Annotated in this window: 16 protein-coding genes; 11 read left to right on the top strand and 5 right to left on the bottom strand. The window is 73.0% G+C overall.

Features of this window, described 5'->3' with window-relative positions; all coding sequences use genetic code 11:
* Positions 1-78: 78 nt before the first annotated feature.
* The 3 genes from P3T29_RS23125 to P3T29_RS23115 all read left to right on the top strand — a co-directional run bounded on the left by P3T29_RS23125 (position 79) and on the right by P3T29_RS23115 (position 2,145).
* Positions 79-804: a 4'-phosphopantetheinyl transferase superfamily protein gene (locus P3T29_RS23125; RefSeq protein ID WP_280718504.1), complete on the top strand. Its 726-nt coding sequence runs from the start codon at positions 79-81 to the stop codon at positions 802-804.
* Positions 805-842: 38 nt separating this feature from the next.
* A complete protein-coding gene (locus P3T29_RS23120; RefSeq protein WP_280718503.1) occupies positions 843-1,805 on the top strand; it encodes a YafY family protein in 963 nt (320 codons plus the stop codon).
* Positions 1,806-1,914: 109 nt separating this feature from the next.
* Positions 1,915-2,145 carry a hypothetical protein gene (locus tag P3T29_RS23115; RefSeq protein ID WP_280718502.1) on the top strand — a complete coding sequence of 77 codons (231 nt, stop codon included), beginning with the start codon at positions 1,915-1,917 and terminating at the stop codon, positions 2,143-2,145.
* A 19-nt stretch (positions 2,146-2,164) separates the two neighbouring features.
* Here P3T29_RS23115 and P3T29_RS23110 read toward each other — a convergent pair whose 3' ends face one another.
* Positions 2,165-4,540 (bottom strand): lysylphosphatidylglycerol synthase transmembrane domain-containing protein, encoded by a 2,376-nt coding sequence (locus P3T29_RS23110; RefSeq protein ID WP_280718501.1) that lies wholly within the window; start codon positions 4,538-4,540, stop codon positions 2,165-2,167.
* A gap of 176 nt (positions 4,541-4,716) precedes the next feature.
* Here P3T29_RS23110 and P3T29_RS23105 point away from each other — a divergent pair, with 176 nt between their 5' ends.
* Together P3T29_RS23105 and P3T29_RS23100 are read left to right on the top strand one after the other, a co-directional pair.
* Positions 4,717-4,986, top strand: a complete 270-nt coding sequence (locus P3T29_RS23105; protein WP_280718500.1) for a hypothetical protein — start codon at positions 4,717-4,719, stop codon at positions 4,984-4,986.
* Positions 4,987-5,105: 119 nt separating this feature from the next.
* Entirely contained in the window at positions 5,106-5,600 is a 495-nt protein-coding gene (locus P3T29_RS23100; RefSeq protein WP_280718499.1) for an NUDIX hydrolase, read from the top strand.
* A gap of 23 nt (positions 5,601-5,623) precedes the next feature.
* On the opposite strand, the gene P3T29_RS23095 is transcribed toward P3T29_RS23100, so the two are convergent.
* Positions 5,624-6,325, bottom strand: coding sequence for a class I SAM-dependent methyltransferase (locus P3T29_RS23095; RefSeq protein ID WP_280718498.1), 702 nt, complete (start codon positions 6,323-6,325; stop codon positions 5,624-5,626).
* Positions 6,326-6,385: 60 nt separating this feature from the next.
* Here P3T29_RS23095 and P3T29_RS23090 point away from each other — a divergent pair, with 60 nt between their 5' ends.
* A complete protein-coding gene (locus tag P3T29_RS23090) occupies positions 6,386-6,955 on the top strand; it encodes a GNAT family N-acetyltransferase (protein WP_280718497.1) in 570 nt (189 codons plus the stop codon).
* Positions 6,956-6,967: 12 nt separating this feature from the next.
* Here P3T29_RS23090 and P3T29_RS23085 read toward each other — a convergent pair whose 3' ends face one another.
* Positions 6,968-7,678 (bottom strand): tyrosine-protein phosphatase, encoded by a 711-nt coding sequence (locus tag P3T29_RS23085; RefSeq protein WP_280718496.1) that lies wholly within the window; start codon positions 7,676-7,678, stop codon positions 6,968-6,970.
* Between the two features lie 514 nt (positions 7,679-8,192).
* On the opposite strand from P3T29_RS23085, the gene P3T29_RS23080 reads away from it, so the two are divergent.
* From P3T29_RS23080 to P3T29_RS23070, 3 genes are all read left to right on the top strand, one after another.
* Positions 8,193-8,957, top strand: a complete 765-nt coding sequence (locus P3T29_RS23080; protein WP_280718573.1) for a sigma-70 family RNA polymerase sigma factor — start codon at positions 8,193-8,195, stop codon at positions 8,955-8,957.
* Entirely contained in the window at positions 8,954-10,021 is a 1,068-nt protein-coding gene (locus P3T29_RS23075; protein WP_280718495.1) for a hypothetical protein, read from the top strand. The genes P3T29_RS23080 and P3T29_RS23075 overlap by 4 nt, the downstream gene beginning before the upstream one ends.
* A gap of 204 nt (positions 10,022-10,225) precedes the next feature.
* Entirely contained in the window at positions 10,226-11,917 is a 1,692-nt protein-coding gene (locus P3T29_RS23070; protein ID WP_280718494.1) for a protein kinase, read from the top strand.
* Positions 11,918-12,099: 182 nt separating this feature from the next.
* Here P3T29_RS23070 and tatA read toward each other — a convergent pair whose 3' ends face one another.
* Entirely contained in the window at positions 12,100-12,384 is a 285-nt protein-coding gene (gene tatA / locus P3T29_RS23065; RefSeq protein WP_280718493.1) for a Sec-independent protein translocase subunit TatA, read from the bottom strand.
* Positions 12,385-12,770: 386 nt separating this feature from the next.
* Between tatA and P3T29_RS23060 the strand changes: the two genes are divergently transcribed.
* Entirely contained in the window at positions 12,771-13,367 is a 597-nt protein-coding gene (locus tag P3T29_RS23060) for a TetR/AcrR family transcriptional regulator (protein WP_280718492.1), read from the top strand.
* A 39-nt stretch (positions 13,368-13,406) separates the two neighbouring features.
* Here the strand turns inward: P3T29_RS23060 and P3T29_RS23055 are convergent, their stop codons facing one another.
* A complete protein-coding gene (locus P3T29_RS23055; protein WP_280718491.1) occupies positions 13,407-13,739 on the bottom strand; it encodes a cupin in 333 nt (110 codons plus the stop codon).
* Between the two features lie 185 nt (positions 13,740-13,924).
* Between P3T29_RS23055 and P3T29_RS23050 the strand changes: the two genes are divergently transcribed.
* Positions 13,925-14,194 carry a hypothetical protein gene (locus tag P3T29_RS23050; RefSeq protein WP_280718490.1) on the top strand — a complete coding sequence of 90 codons (270 nt, stop codon included), beginning with the start codon at positions 13,925-13,927 and terminating at the stop codon, positions 14,192-14,194.
* The last annotated feature ends 239 nt before the right edge of the window (positions 14,195-14,433 follow it).

Genomic DNA, 14,433 nt, shown 5'->3' with positions numbered 1-14,433 from the left:
GCCCTTTTTGCTGTTTCTTGGCCTTTTGGAGGTCACGGGCGGCGCGTCACGGAGCTTCGGGCATGGAGAGGGCGGGGAATGGACGACATGACGGACCAGTTGGGTGGTCCGCTCGTGCTGGTCGCGGGCAGTGAGGACGTGCTGCGGCATCCGGACGCGGGCCGGTACCTGCTGACCGACATCGAGTCGGAGCGGGCGGAGCGCTTCCGGCGCGAGGAGGACCGGCGCAACTTCGTCGCCGCGCACTTCCTGGTCCGGCTCTGCGCCGAGCGTCTGCTCGGTGTCCCCGCCGCGCCGACGCTGGCCCAGTACTGCCAGGACTGCGGGCTGCACGGCCATGGCAAGCCCTACCTGCCGGACCACCCGGACGTGCACGTCAGTCTCTCGCACACCCGTGGCGTGGTGGCGGCCGCCGCCGGGTACCACCCGGTCGGCGTGGACGTCGAGCTGCCGCAGCACGATGGCGCCGATCCGGGGGTGCTGCAACGGGTGCTGACCGAGGCCGAGCGGTGGCAGGTCGAGCGGCACGCCGACCCGGCGCGCGCCTTCCTGCGGCAGTGGGTCCGCAAGGAGGCGTTGATCAAGATAGGCCGGGTCACCCTCGACACGATGGCCGACGTGGACCTCTCCGGGCTGCCGCTGGGCGAGGCCGACGGCGCGCTGCTGCGCAGCCGGTTCGAGGACCTGCACTTCCTCGACTGGGACGACGAGAAGCTCGGGGCGACGCTGGTCGCGGTGAGTACGGCCGCGCCCCGGCTCGGCAGCCTCACCGAACCGGGTCCGAGCGCCGCCCGAGAGATATAGGTCAGAACCTGTCCGCATGGTGCGCCATCCTGGGAGCCATGACGGACACCCCGGCAAGGCTGCTGAACCTGCTCTCCCTCCTGCAGACCCCGCGCGAATGGCCCGGCAGCGAACTGGCCGAGCGGCTGGAGGTCAGCCCGCGCACGATCCGCCGCGACGTCGAGCGGCTGCGCGACCTCGGGTACCCGGTCGAGGCGACCAGGGGCGCGATCGGCGGCTACCGCCTGGTCGCGGGCGCGGCGATGCCGCCGCTGCTGCTGGACGACGAGGAGGCCGTCGCCATCGCGGTCGGCCTGCGCGCGGCGGCGGGCAACGCGGTGGAGGGGATCGAGGAGGCGTCCGTACGGGCGCTCGCCAAGCTGGTGCAGGTGCTGCCCGCGCGGCTGCGGCACCGGGTCGGCTCGCTGAACGCGGCGACCGTCCCGCTGCAGCTGGGCGGGGGGCCACGGGTCGACCCTGAGGTGCTGACGGCGCTGGCCTCGGCGGTCTCGGGCCACGAGCGGGTGCGGTTCGGCTACCGGGCGGGCGACGGTGCCGAGACCAGGCGCCTGGTCGAACCGCACCGGCTGGTCGCGGCCGGGCGGCGCTGGTATCTGGTGGCGTACGACAACGACCGGGACGACTGGCGGATCTTCCGGGTGGACCGCATCCAGGACGCCCACCAGACCGGCGCCCGGGTGGCCCCGCGCGAACTGCCCGCCGAGGACGCAGCCGCGTACGTCGCCGCCAGGCTCGCCAACCTCGCCCCGACCTTCCGCGCGGTGGTGACGCTGCACGCGCCGTTCGAACAGCTGACGGACCGTCTCGGCACCCCCGCCGGAGAGCTGGAGCCGATCGACAGCGGTAGCTGCCGACTGCACACCCGCGCCGACCGGCTGGACTGGCTGGCCGTCCGACTGGTCACCCTGGGGTGCGAGTTCGAGGTGCACGAGCCCCCGGAGCTGGCCGCCTACCTGCGCGAGCTGGCGGGCCGGGCCGGGCGCGCGGCCGCGGCTGCGTGAGAACAACACGCCGATGGCCGGGGGACGGAGCGCGGTGCGGAGCCCGGAGTCGGATACTGCTTGGAGGTACCTGGGCCCATTCGGGCTCCGAGCAGCAGGGACGGACGCCATGCGCCAGAACCCCGAGAACCCCGAATTCCCCGAGGACTTCGATGACTTCGCCGAGGAGTCCCCGGTCGTGGCGGAGGCGTCGGACGAGGAGCGCGAGCTCGGCGACCGGCAGACCGACGGGTACGAGCAGCTGCGCGAGCGCCGCTCGCTCGGTACGGCGGTGATGGACGAGGCCGACGCCGCCGAGCAGGTCCGGGTGGTCGAGCTGGACGAGGACGAGTACCGCTGAGCGGCCCCGCAGGTCGGCTTTAGAGCGCCCCTCGGCGCTGCAGCCAGGCGAAGGCGGCCCAGCCGGGCAGGATCGGCAGCAGGAAGGTCAGCAGTCGGAAGAGCATCACCGCTGCGAGGGCCGTCCCGGCGTCCAGCGACCCGAAGCGTTGCAGGAACTCGGTGAGCAGGCCGTCGACACCGCCCGCCCCGCCAGGCGTCGGCACGGCCGAGCCGGCCGAGTTGCCGGCCAGGAAGGTGACGGCGACCGCCGCGAAGCCGGGCTGCCGATTGAGCGCGAGCGTGCAGAAGTACAGGGAGAACACCAGGGTCATCGACACCAGCAGCTGTCCGGCGACACCGGCGGCCAGCTTGCCCGGCTGCTGGAGCAGGTCCAGCAGCCGGGGCAGCACCTCCGCCCGCAGCGGTCGCAACAGGCTCGCCAGCCGGCGGCGCACCCAGGGCACGGCGACGGCGGACAGGGCGACGCCGGCGGCGATCGCCGCCCCGACCGCGAGCACGGCCGGACGCGGCAGCTCGGAGCCGGGGCTGCGTCCCAGCATGGTGAAGAAGAGGGCCAGTTGCAGCATGTGCAGCACCAGCCCGATCAGCTGGGCGGCGCCGACACTGGACAGTGCCTGAGCGGTCGGGATGCCGCTGCACTGCAGGAAGCGGGTGTTCAGCGCCACTCCGCCGACACCTCCCGGTGAGACCAACTTCGCGAACGAACCGGCCAGTTGTACGGCCAGCGCGCGGCGGAAACTGACCCGTTCGGGGATGAACCCGATGAAGCCGAACGTCGCCGCGAGGTGGCTGAGCACGGCGGCTCCGGCGGCGAGGGCCAGCCAGAACGGGTCCGCGTCGGCGATGGCGGTGATCGGGTTGATACGGGAGTTGAACAGGAAGTGCAGCAGCAGGTACCCGGCGAGCAGGGCTGCGGCCACGGTGATCAGGGTGCGCGGCCGCAGCCGCTCCAGGCGGACCGGCTGTACCGGTGCCTGCGGCTGTCCGCGCAGCGCCTCCTCCCGGATGGCGCCGAGCAGTTCGGGGTGCTGCTTCAGCTCGGCGCGGGTGCACTGGGGGAGGGCGATCGGCTGCAGCAGCGGCAGTGCGTGGCCGACGGCGGCGGCGCCGAGCACCGCCACCCCGGTGGCGACCGCGCGTTCGGCGCCGGCCCGCAGGGCGAGGGTGGCGAGCAGCCCGGCGATGTCCAGGCGCAGCAGCAGCTCCCCGGCGGCTATCTCGCCGTCCACCAGGTTCACCAGATGCACCGCGCCGTCCGGGTCGATCAGGACGGAGTCGGAGGCGAGCGCCCGGTGGGCGATCCGGCGGCGCCGCAGCAGGCGCAGCTGCTGCCAGGCGTCGGTGAGCAGCGCGTCGGTCACCTCCTCGTCGGCCAGTTCCGACAGGGTCCGTCCCGGCTGGTAGCGGTAGGCGACCAGGGCGCGGTCCGGGCCGAGTTCGGCGGTCGAGACGAGCTGCCGGGTACGCACCCCGGCAGCGGTGACCGCGTACGCGAGCAGGGCCTCGTGCTCCAGCCCGGTGCGCAGCGGGCGCAGGCCGTGCGGGCGCGGGGCGGTGCGCAGCCGCAGCAGGCGCCAGAGGTGGCGGATCAGGCCGGTGGCCTGGGCGTGCCGGTCGAGCACCAGGACGTCGAGGTCGGGCCGTCCGTCGCGCTGGGTGACCAGGTAGCGGCCGGGGCCGGTCTGGTGGGCGAGGTACGGGCGTACCCCGGCCTGGCCGAGGGTCTGCAGCAGCTGGGCGGGGGTGGGGCGGCAGGTCGGGCTGCCGAGGGCGTACACGGTGGCGTGCGCGGAGGCCCAGCCGACCAGCAGGGACAGCAGCAGCGAGAGCGGGGTCGCGTACCCGGCGACCAGGCCGGAGAGACCGGCCGTCGCGAGGGTGGTGCCCAGCGCCGTCCGCCAGCGGGACAGTCCGGCCGTCCCGGTCGCGGCCATGAAGGCGAGCACCGGGGCCAGGTACCCGTACACCGGCTCGGTCCGTCCGACGCCGCCGGGCGCGACGTGGGTGAGGGTGGTGAGGCCGCCGACCGCCAGGTCCAGGCAGAACGAGAGCACGAACGCCAGCACGGCGGCGAGCACCCCGTCGGTGAGGCGGCGGCCGGCCCGCCGGGCGAGGCGGTCGACGGCGAAGGCGAGCGGGACGAGCAGCAGGGCGACGGCCGAGAGCGTCCCGGCGAGGCGGCCGAGGAACCCCGGCACCAGACCGGCGCCCTGGGCCACGTCGGCCTCCAGTCCGCCGGCCGTGCGCTGGGCGCCGGCAGCGAGCAGCAGCGTGAGGCCGACGGCGGTGAAGCCGACCAGGCAACGGATCAGTGCGGCCGGGTGCCGGACCCGTCCGTTCTCGGGGGTCGCCCCTACCAGGGTCGGACTTTCGTCTTGTATCACCGTGGCCACGCCGCATGCTCCCATACGACCGCTTCGGCGGTTGTGGCTGGCGCGGATAGGCCGGAGTGGGCACCGCGAGGCGGGCGGGGTGAGGGGACAGAAGACTACAATCCGGGCATAGCAACCCATGCGCCCGGACCGCCGCGCACTCCGGCCCGGTGAACGGACGCCGAAGGGAGCCGAAGATGACCAAGCGACCGACGACCAAGCTCCGTCGTGGCACCCAGGAGATCCTCGAACGCCGCTCCATGGCCGCCAGCCCGGATCAGCTCACCCCGACGCTCCACACCGACGGCCCGAAGGCGGCGCAGGCGGGCGGCTACGTCGGCGACGTGGCGTTCAGCCACGGCGGACGGCGGGCTTTCGGCATGCCGACCCCGCTCGCCGGACCGGCCCACCACGCCGAACTCCCGGGCCACCGCCACCGCGGAGCGGAGCAGCACTCCGCCCACTGACCTGCCGACAGTGCCCCCGCCCGGCGTGGGCGGGGGACTCGGACCGACCGGTCTCAGGCCGTGGAATTCCGGCCCCGGGTGCGAGAGGGTGGGGCCACCACCACGCTCGAAGGAGTCCCATGACGGACAGTCCGCTGATCGCCACCCGTGACGAGTGGCTCGCCTCGCTGACCCGGGTCTACGCCGGCGCCGGCTGCCTGATCAGCGACCCGGAAGGGCGGGTGCTGATCGTCAAGGCCGGGTACCGCGAGCACTGGCAGTTCGTCGGCGGGTCGGTCGACGCGGGGGAGAACCCGCAGGAGTGCGCCGAGCGCGAGCTGCTGGAGGAGACCGGCATCGTCGGGCGGCCCGGTGACCTGCTGGCCGTCGCCTGGACCAACCCCTCCGCCGATCTCGAATTCCCGGCGGTGCACTTCCTGTTCGACCTCGGCACCATCCCCGCCGACACCCCGATCACCCTCCCGGCGGGCGAACTCGACGCCTACCGCTGGGTCACCACCGACGAGGCCCTCCCCCTCCTCGGCCCGAGCCGCTCGCTCCGGCTCGCCGCCGCCCTCGAGGCCCGCGCCGACGGCCGGGTCAGGGTCGTCACCAGCCACATCTCGGGTTTCTGAGCTGTCGGCGCGGGCTTTGGCCCTCAGGCGGCCTTGCGCCAGACGTACGCCGCCGAGACCGGGTGGCCACGGAAGCGTTCCCATTTGGGCTTGAGCGCCACCCAGGCGTCGTCCACCACGGCCTCCCGCATCTCGGCGAGCTGCCAGCCCTCGGCGAGGCCCGCCGTGAGGTGGTCGCCGACCAGATGGACGTGGGTGGTGATGGCAACGGACTCGCCGGTGGCGGTGGTGAAGTGGGTCGGCATCCCGGCGGTCATGATGAAGTGCGGGTGCAGGCCGACCAGTACGCACAGCCCGCCGGGCCGGGCCAGCCGCCAGGCCTCGCGGTAGAGCGGCCCGAGTTCGGGCAGGTGCTCGTCCACCAGCGAGGAGACCACCAGGTCGTACGCCCCGCCTGGCAGACCCGTCGCCGACAGGTCGGCCTCCACCAGCTGGTCGTGGACGCCCTTGGCGCGGGCGACGGCGAGCATCTCGGGGGTGAGGTCGACACCGTCCACCGCTGCGACGCCCCGGCCGCGAAGCCAACTGCCCGTCCGGCCGGTGCCGCAGCCGAGGTCGGCGGCCCGGCTGACCGATCCCCAAGCGGGTACGGCGAGTTGGGACAGGACCGCGAGGTCCATCGCATCCTCGACGGTCTGTTCGTAGCTGTCCACCCACTGCGCGTAGCCCGTCCGGACGTCCACCATCGGGTAACCACGTGCGTCGAAATCCGCGAATTGCACCATACTTCGCAGTATCGGCATGGGGACCGGCGCGGCGCGACCGAATATCCGGAGGAGCGGCAGATGCACGTCCAGCGGTATCCGGAGGCCGCCGTGCCGCCCGAACTCCGTTCGCAGGTCTGGGCGTTGCAGGAACAGGCCTGGCCGAGCGGTGACCCCGACCCCGGGGTCAGCCGCGACCCGGCGCTGGAGCCGGAGTCGCTGCTGCTGGTGGACGGTGGCCGGGTGGTCGCCGCGCTGGACCTGCTCAGTAAGCAGCTCGACCACGCCGGCCGCAGTTACCGGGCCCGTGGCCTGAGCACTGTCGTCACCGACCGGGCGTACCAAGGGCGGGGCTACGGACGGCAGTTGGTGGCAGCGGCACTCCAGGAGGTCCGACGCAGCGGCGCCGACCTGGGCCTGTTCACCTGCGACCGGCCGCTGCAACGGTTTTACGAGAGCGCCGGTTGGCAGCTGCTGCCCGGGACGGTCCTGATCGGGGGCACCGCGGCGGATCCTTTCCCGAGCGACCGCCCCGGCTTCGACAAGGTGACGATGACGTTCCTCTGCACGCCGCGCGCGCAGGCCGCCCGGCAGAGCTTCGAGCACGCCCGGATCGCCCTCCATCCAGGGGTGCTCGACCGGCTCTGGTGAAGCTCCGGGTGCTCAGTCCCGCAGGCGTTGCCGGACTGCGGCGAGGTCGTCCGCCGGGAGGTAGTCGTCCGGGGCGAAGGCGGCGAGGGCGTCCAGCAGAGCGGCCTCCGCCGTGGTGCCCGCCCGGGCGAGTACGGCGTCGACGGCCAGCTGCTGGTCGGGGCGGGACAGCATCGCCCAGAGCGGGCGCAGGTTCGGCGCGCTGAGCAGGTAGTCGGAGACGATGGCCGCCGGTGTCACGTCCGCCACCGCGAGCAGCACCAGCGCCGCGAGCCCCGTCCGGTCCCGTCCGGCGCCGCAGTGCACGGCGACCGCCCCCGGCCGGGCGCCCGCGACGGCCGCCACCACGGCGGTGACGGCCGGCCGGCAGTGCTCCAGGTACGGGCGGAGCGAGAGCGGGGTGCCGTCCAGGTCGCCGTACCGGGCCCACCACTCGGCGCCGGCCAGCTCGTCGAGCGGCACCCGGACCAGCTCGACGCCGTCCGGGCGGGGCAGCAGCGGCCGGTGGTCCGCCGCGTCCCGCAGGTCCAGCACGGTGCGTATGCCGTACTCCTGGAGTGCGGTCCAGCCCTCGGCCGTCAGCCGGTCCAGGTTGTCGGCCCGGACGACCGCGCCCCGGCGGGTGCGGCGGCCGTCGCGGGTGGGCAGGCCGCCGAGGTCCCGTACGTTGAGGCAGCCGTCCCACACCAGCTGCCGGTCGTCGGTCACCAGATCTGTCGTCATGCCCGCTGCTCCCCCGTTCCGGACAGGGGCGGTCCACCCCCGTACTGATCACGACACCGTGGGGCCACCCGATGGTTCCCCGCCACTTCCCTGCCGGTCTCGTGGCGTCAGAACGTCCGGTGTGGTGGAGGTCGGATCGGCGGGGCTGGATCAGCCGCTGCTGCCGTCCCTTGAAAACGTATGACCGGAGCATCTCTGTCGGCAGCAGGCGAATGACAGTCGCTGCCAGGACTTTTGTCCCGGGCAGCGGGGTCCTGCGCCTCCCCGGCCGCTACTTCGCCCCGACGGGCCCGGGGGCCGTCCGCGATGCCGCATGATGTGGCGGGTGCACAGTGCAGAACCTCAGGGGCCGGGCGCCGACAGTGTTGTCGGCGACCCGATATCGCGCGGGCGTCCGACCCCACCGGGGCATCCGACACCGCAGGACCGTCCGTACCCGCTCGGGGAGCCGGCGGGCGAGCCGCCCGACCACCGGTACGCCGAGCAGCAGGCCGGCCAGCAGGGTGACCTCGGGGTGGCCGTTCGGGCGGCCCAGGACGGGGACGAGGAGGCTTTCCGGCTGCTGTTCCGTACCGTGCAGCCGGGCCTGCTCCGCTACCTCCGGGTCCTGGTCGGCGGCGGTCCGGAGGACGCCGAGGACATCGCCTCCGAGGCCTGGCTGCAGATCGCCCGTGACCTGCGCACCTTCACCGGCGACGGGGACGGCTTCCGGGGCTGGGCCGCCACCATCGCCCGCAACCGGGCGATGGACCACCTGCGCCGGGTGCGGCGCCGTCCGGTGGCCGACCTCCCCGTCGAGTACCTGGCCGAACTGGCCGCCGCCGAGGACACCGCAGGAACCGCGCTGGACGCGGTCTCCACCGCCGACGCCCTCGCGCTGATCGCCGGGCTGCCCCGGGACCAGGCCGAGGCGGTGCTGCTCAGGGTGGTGCTGGGGCTGGACGGCGAGAGCGCCGCCCGGGTCCTCGGCAAACGCTCCGGCAGCGTCCGGATGGCGGCGCACCGGGGGCTGCGCAAGCTCGGGAAAGTGCTGGAGCAGACCGGCGGGGCGGGCGGGGGCGTGCCCGCGCGGGTACTGCGCCCCCAGCCCGAGCCCCCGCAGGCCGTACCGCCACAGGCCGAGCCCCCGCAGGCCGTACCGCCACAGGCCGAGCCCCCGCAGGCCGTACCGCCACAGGCCGTCCGCTCGCTTCGCGGCACCTCTTCAGGAACTTCTTCGGGAACTTCTCCGCAAGGTGTGACACCAGCCCGGGCCGCGACGCTGAAGGACATGAGATGAGCACCAACCGATCCCGCCGGATCGACCAGGCCACCGCCGAGCAGTTGCTCGGCGGTGCCGTGGTCGGCACGTCGGCCGGTCAGGCCCCCGTCGCCGGTCGCACCGCCCTTGCCGGGTTGCTCGCCGCCGCTACTGCTGCCCCGGTGGCCGGGGACGGCGAGTTGCCGGGGGAGCAGGCGGCGTTGACCGCCTTCCGGGAGGCCCGCCGAACCCCCGTAGCCGAGACCCGGAGACGAACGATGGCCGGCGCTGCGCCGACGCGGGCCTTCAGCGTGAAGGCGCTGATCGCCGCGTTCGCCATTGCCGCGTTCGGTGGTGTCGCGGTGGCGGCCGGAACCGGCTCGCTGCCTGCCGTGCTGGGCGGGCGTCCGGCCTCCGAGACCACCCCGGCCGCGAAGGCCCCCGCATCCTCGCCGACCGGGACGCTGTCGGGCCGGTCAGGCGTCGGCAGGGCTCCCGGCTCCGGCGATCCCGACGATCCCGGCGGGACGACGTCGGGGCGCGGGGCCACGAGCACGCCGCAGCCCTCCGGCAGCGGAGCGGCCCGGTCCTCGGCGGGCCCGGAACGACCGGGCAGTTCGGACGGTCCCGGTCAGGACAGCCCGGGGCACGACGAGCAGGGGAAGAACAACCCCGGCCGGTCGGACGGCCCGTCGAGGGAGCAGACCACCTCGCAACTGCTCAAGCTCTGCCAGGCGCTCTCCGAACGGGAGGCGGCCGGTGCCAAGGCCCGGTCCCTGCTCGGAGAGCCGCAACTCGCGCCGCTGGTCGGGGCGGCGGGCGGCGTGGACCAAGTCGACGCCTTCTGCAAGACCGTCGTCGCCAGGGCCGGACAGGGTGGCGGTGAAGGCGGTGGCCAGGGCGGTGACCACGGCGGTGGCCAGGGCAACGACCCGACCGGCACGCCCCTGCCCGGGCGGGTCAGGTCCGACCCGCCCGGCGGGATGACGGCATTGGACGGCGAACTGCCCGGCACTCTCGGCCGCGTCGGTCTGCCCGGTCCCCCCGGTCTCCCCGGCCTGGCCGGACAGCTCGGCCTGGTCGGTGGAGTGGCCGTGCACTGACCCACATCCTCCGGGCGGTCGGTGGGCTCCCCCGTGTCCACCGCCCGCCCGGGACGGGACCTTTCGGTCGGCGCGAGCGGCGCGAGCGGTACGAGCGGTAGGAGCGCGGACGATCAGGCGGCTCCCGGGTGCGGCGGCTATCGTGCACAGGTGCACGAGGCGACCCGAAGCCTCCGGCCGGGGGACTGAGGGGAGCGGTGCCAGGTGATCGGACGCGCGCTGAACGGGCGTTACGAACTCGCGGAGATACTCGGCGTCGGCGGTATGGCCACCGTCTGGCGCGGGCACGACCGGGTGCTCGGCAGGTCCGTGGCCGTCAAGGTGCTCAACGGCGGCCTCGCCGACGACCCGCGCTTCGCCGAACGCTTCGGCCGTGAGGCGCAGCACGCCGCGATGCTCGTGCACCCGCGCATCGTCATGGTCTTCGACTCGGGCGTCGACCAGGGCTCGCCGTACATCGTCATGGAGCTGGTGCACGGCCGTTCGCTCAGCCAACTGCTCGCCGAGAACGGCCGGAACGGCCAGAACGGCCGGTCTGCGGTGCCTGGGATGCCCGGAGTGCCCGGGATGTCCGGTGCGCTGCCGGTCGAGCGGGCCGTCGGAATCGCGGCCGCCGTCTGCGAGGCGCTGGGGGTCGCGCACGCCGCCGGCCTGGTGCACCGGGACATCAAGCCCGGCAACATCATGATCAGCGACGACGGCGGCGTGAAGGTCGTCGACTTCGGTATCGCGAGAGCGAGTTCGTCCAGCTCTCAGCTGACCCAGACCGCCACGGTGCTCGGTACCGCCGCCTACCTCTCGCCCGAACAGGCCACGGCGGCCGAGGTGGACGGCCGCGCCGACCTCTACGCCCTCGGCTGCGTCCTGGTCGAAATGCTCACCGGGGAACCGCCGTTCACCGCCGAGGCGCCGGTGGCGATCGCCTTCAAGCACGTCAGCGAGCAGCCCACCCCGGTCTCGCTGCGACGCCCTGACATACCGCCGGCCCTGGACGCCGCCGTGCTCCGCCTGCTCGCGAAGAACCCGGGGGACCGTCCCGCCGACGCGGCCGCCGCCCGGGCCGAACTCCTGGCCGCCGTACCCGTCGCCGCCGCCCAGGACCGCACCGCCGAACTCCTGGCCGCCACCCAGGCCCTGCCCCCGGTCACGCTCCCCTTCAACCCCTTCCCGGCGGCCCAGGGCTTCGCCGCGCAGGGCGCTCCTGCTCACAGCTCCCCGGCCTACGTCGACCGGGCCTACGTCGACCCGCAGCGCACCTCGGTGCTGCCGCCACTGCCGCCGCTTCCGCCGGTGGCCTCGTATGTCCCTCAGTCGGACCGCGTACGCGTGCCGCGCCGGAACCCGCTGGTGCCGGTGGGGATCGGCGTGGCCGTCCTGGTGGGTGCGGCGGCGATCGCCGCCTTCGCCTTCGGCGGCTCGCCCGCCGGGGGGACCAAGGCTGGTCAGGCCGGTGCTGCGCCCGCAGTGCACGGTGCGGCGGCGACCTCCTCCGCGCAGCCGCCCGCTCCGGCCAAAGCGTCGCCGAGCAGCAGCAGCCCGGCATCCACCGCCAAGCCGGGCCCGGCCGGAGCGCTCGCCGCTCTCCGCGCCGCCGTCGAGCAGGCGCAGTTCACGAAGGAGCGGGACAAGCAGAGCGAGCTTCTCGGCTACCTGGACGATGCCGCCGCCGCTCTGGCCGACCACCAGCCGCAGGACGCGGACCCCGCCCTGCGCAACGCACAGCGGCTGATCCGCGACCTGGCCAAGAAGCACGCGATCGACGGTGCCACGGCCCAGAACTGGCAGAGCCGGCTCAACTCCCTGCTGGGTGCGTCACGCCCGCAGTCCTCGCTGCCCTCCCCGGATCCGGGTCAGCAGGACCAGGGCGACGGTGGTCCGGGATACGACCAGGGTTAGCTCCCGACCTGGCTCAATGGCAACTGACCCGCTGTCGCTGTCGCTGTCGCCGTCGGCATCGGTCGGGGCGAGGCTGCGCTTCCGGCAGGTCGGGACGGGCGGTTCGGCTCCGGGAAACGCCTGAGCCTCCGCTCCGTCAGCTGACGGAGCGGAGGCTCAGGGGGTCGGAACCGGTGTCCGACTCAGATGTTCGTCGCCGACTTGTTCGTCTCGTCGGCCTTCGTGACGTTGACCGGGCTCACCGCAGGGCGGGGCTGGTCGGCCGGGGTGGAGGCGGCCGTCGTGTTCTGCGCCGTCCCCTCGGCCGGGACGTCGTCCTCACGCAGGGCCTTGGTCTCGGCCTTCAGGATGCGCATGGACTTGCCGAGCCCCCGCGCCATCTCGGGCAGCTTCTTCGAGCCGAACAGCAGGATGATCACAGCCAGCACCACCAGGAGGTGCCAGGGCTCCAGACCGTTCCGCAGCATCCCTGACCACCGGTCCCTTCGGAATTCTCGCCGTTTCAGCGCCGGACGAGCTTGCCCGACACCCTGGCCAGTATGCCTGGCGTCAGCTCCGAACGTATACACCGGCCGGGAAACGATGGTCAAAGACCAGAAGTCGCAACAGCGATGAACGGCCATATGGTCTAGACAGTCGGGTAGGGCGGCCTGCGGGGGTGCTGGCGGGCGACTGTCGCCGCGTGTCGCGCTCGCAGATGCTAGACGCCAGATGGCGGATATCAGATGACAGATTTCAAAATCTGTCATCTGATATCCGACCTCTCATCCCGGCAATCCGCCTGGACACACTGAACAAACGTCTAACTCTCTCGTGCAAGACATCTGTCCAGCTCCTGTCGTACGCTCGGCTCATGGGAAATCGTGAAGACCTGCTGGCAGGTGCCAAGCGCTGTCTGTTCGAGAAGGGCTACGGCCGGACCACCGCCCGGGACATCGCCTCCGCCGCAGGCGTCAGCCTTGCGGCGATCGGTTACCACTTCGGCTCCAAGGAGGCGCTGCTCAACGCGGCGATGATGGAGGCCACCCGCGACTGGGGCGAGGCGGTGGACTCGGCGATCCTGACGGACCCGGACGGCACGGTGACTCCCGAGGAGCGCTTCGCGGTGACCTGGGAGCGGGTGGGCGAGACCTTCGTCGAGTTCCGGGGGCTCTGGGCCGCGCAGTTCGAGGCGATCGCGCAGATCGACCGGACCCCGGAGCTGAAGGAGGCACTCGGTGGCGTCCAGCGGATGGCCCGGCTGGCGCTCTCCGCGATGTTCCAGGGAGTGAAGGAAGTGCCCGACACCGAGGACGAGCTGCTCCTCGGCACCTTCTACCAAGCTCTGCTCGCCGGTTACGCCGTGCAGTGGCTGCTCGATCCGGCGCAGGCCCCCAGCGGGCGGGATTTCCTCCGGGGCCTCGAACTCGCCGCCGGGCGCGTGCTCGGGAGGCCCCCGGTCGTCGTCTGAACCACTGAAGTGGCCGGCGCAACCGCTCGGCCACGTAGGTCAGACGGTCACCGTGGTCAGCAGGACGACGGTGTCCTCGTTGGCGAGCAGCCCGTGCCGCTCCTGCGGGATCGGGTAGAGCCGGTCGGACGTCAGCTCCTGGCGGCGGCCCGCGATGGTCAGGGAGACCCGTCCTCGCAGTACCTGCAGGCTCGCGGCGGCGGGCGCGTTGTGCTCGTCCAGGGACGAGCCTGCCGTCAGCGCGATGATCGTCTGCCGCAGTACGCCGTCGTGGAGCACCAGGTGTGCGCTGCGACCGTGCGGGCTGGCGGCGGCCTTCGCCGCGTGTTCGTCGGCGAGTGCCCGGAGATCGACGTGCACGGGTTCGGTCATGACGTCCTCCTGGAGAGAGCCTTCGCCCGCGACCCTAGGCGGCGCGCTCCGGTTCCGCGCGCGCTGGCCGGAGCAGGTGCACATCCAGGCTCTCAAGCACCCGAACGGTCCAATGTGCGGGCGGTGGACCGCTCTGCCGGAGTACTCCGGGTGCGGGTGGAACGGCCCTCGCCGATGGTTGGTGCATGGCGACCAATCAGAACTTCATCGGCGGATTCCAGGTCAACCGAAACCTGCTCATCGCCGGCGCGGCGCTCACCGGGGTCGGTGCGCTGGTCGGGCTGACCGGCACGGTGATCGTGGGTGCGGCGCTGGCAGCAGCCGGGCGCGGTTGGGCGCGGCAACTGGACACCCCGCCCACCGAACTGGCGGCCCGCAAGCTGAACCAGGCCAGGGCCGCGTCACTGGCCGGGCTGGAGGCGTGGCGGACCGGCTCCGGAGGCTCGCCCAACTGAGAACTGGCAACTGACAATTGACAGCCCGACAACTGGTAGTCGGCAGGTCGGCGGGTCACCCGGTCCGAGCTCGGATCAGGACCAGGTGACCCGCCGACCTGCCAGTTGTCGGGCTGTCAATTGTCAGACTGTCAGTACGCCAACAGCCCCCGGCCGAGCCAGTCGGCGCTGTCCTTGGCGCCCGGCAGGGCGAAGAAGTAGCCGCCGCCCGTGGGTGAGATGTAGTCGACCAGCGGTTC

The sequence above is a fragment of the Kitasatospora sp. MAP5-34 genome (assembly GCF_029894335.1).
In the GTDB taxonomy this organism is placed as follows: Bacteria; Actinomycetota; Actinomycetes; order Streptomycetales; family Streptomycetaceae; genus Kitasatospora.
The sequence above is the reverse complement of the archived record's forward strand: the minus strand, read 5'-3'. Positions and strand labels throughout refer to the sequence as shown.

Coding starts and splice junctions, on each gene's coding strand:
- P3T29_RS23125 (WP_280718504.1), top strand. CDS start 79: ATGGACGACATGACGGACCAGTTGGGTGGTCCGCTCGTGCTGGTCGCG.
- P3T29_RS23120 (WP_280718503.1), top strand. CDS start 843: ATGACGGACACCCCGGCAAGGCTGCTGAACCTGCTCTCCCTCCTGCAG.
- P3T29_RS23115 (WP_280718502.1), top strand. CDS start 1,915: ATGCGCCAGAACCCCGAGAACCCCGAATTCCCCGAGGACTTCGATGAC.
- P3T29_RS23105 (WP_280718500.1), top strand. CDS start 4,717: ATGACCAAGCGACCGACGACCAAGCTCCGTCGTGGCACCCAGGAGATC.
- P3T29_RS23100 (WP_280718499.1), top strand. CDS start 5,106: ATGACGGACAGTCCGCTGATCGCCACCCGTGACGAGTGGCTCGCCTCG.
- P3T29_RS23095 (WP_280718498.1), bottom strand. CDS start 6,325: ATGGTGCAATTCGCGGATTTCGACGCACGTGGTTACCCGATGGTGGAC.
- P3T29_RS23090 (WP_280718497.1), top strand. CDS start 6,386: ATGCACGTCCAGCGGTATCCGGAGGCCGCCGTGCCGCCCGAACTCCGT.
- P3T29_RS23085 (WP_280718496.1), bottom strand. CDS start 7,678: ATGACGACAGATCTGGTGACCGACGACCGGCAGCTGGTGTGGGACGGC.
- P3T29_RS23075 (WP_280718495.1), top strand. CDS start 8,954: ATGAGCACCAACCGATCCCGCCGGATCGACCAGGCCACCGCCGAGCAG.
- tatA (WP_280718493.1), bottom strand. CDS start 12,384: ATGCTGCGGAACGGTCTGGAGCCCTGGCACCTCCTGGTGGTGCTGGCT.
- P3T29_RS23060 (WP_280718492.1), top strand. CDS start 12,771: ATGGGAAATCGTGAAGACCTGCTGGCAGGTGCCAAGCGCTGTCTGTTC.
- P3T29_RS23055 (WP_280718491.1), bottom strand. CDS start 13,739: ATGACCGAACCCGTGCACGTCGATCTCCGGGCACTCGCCGACGAACAC.
- P3T29_RS23050 (WP_280718490.1), top strand. CDS start 13,925: ATGGCGACCAATCAGAACTTCATCGGCGGATTCCAGGTCAACCGAAAC.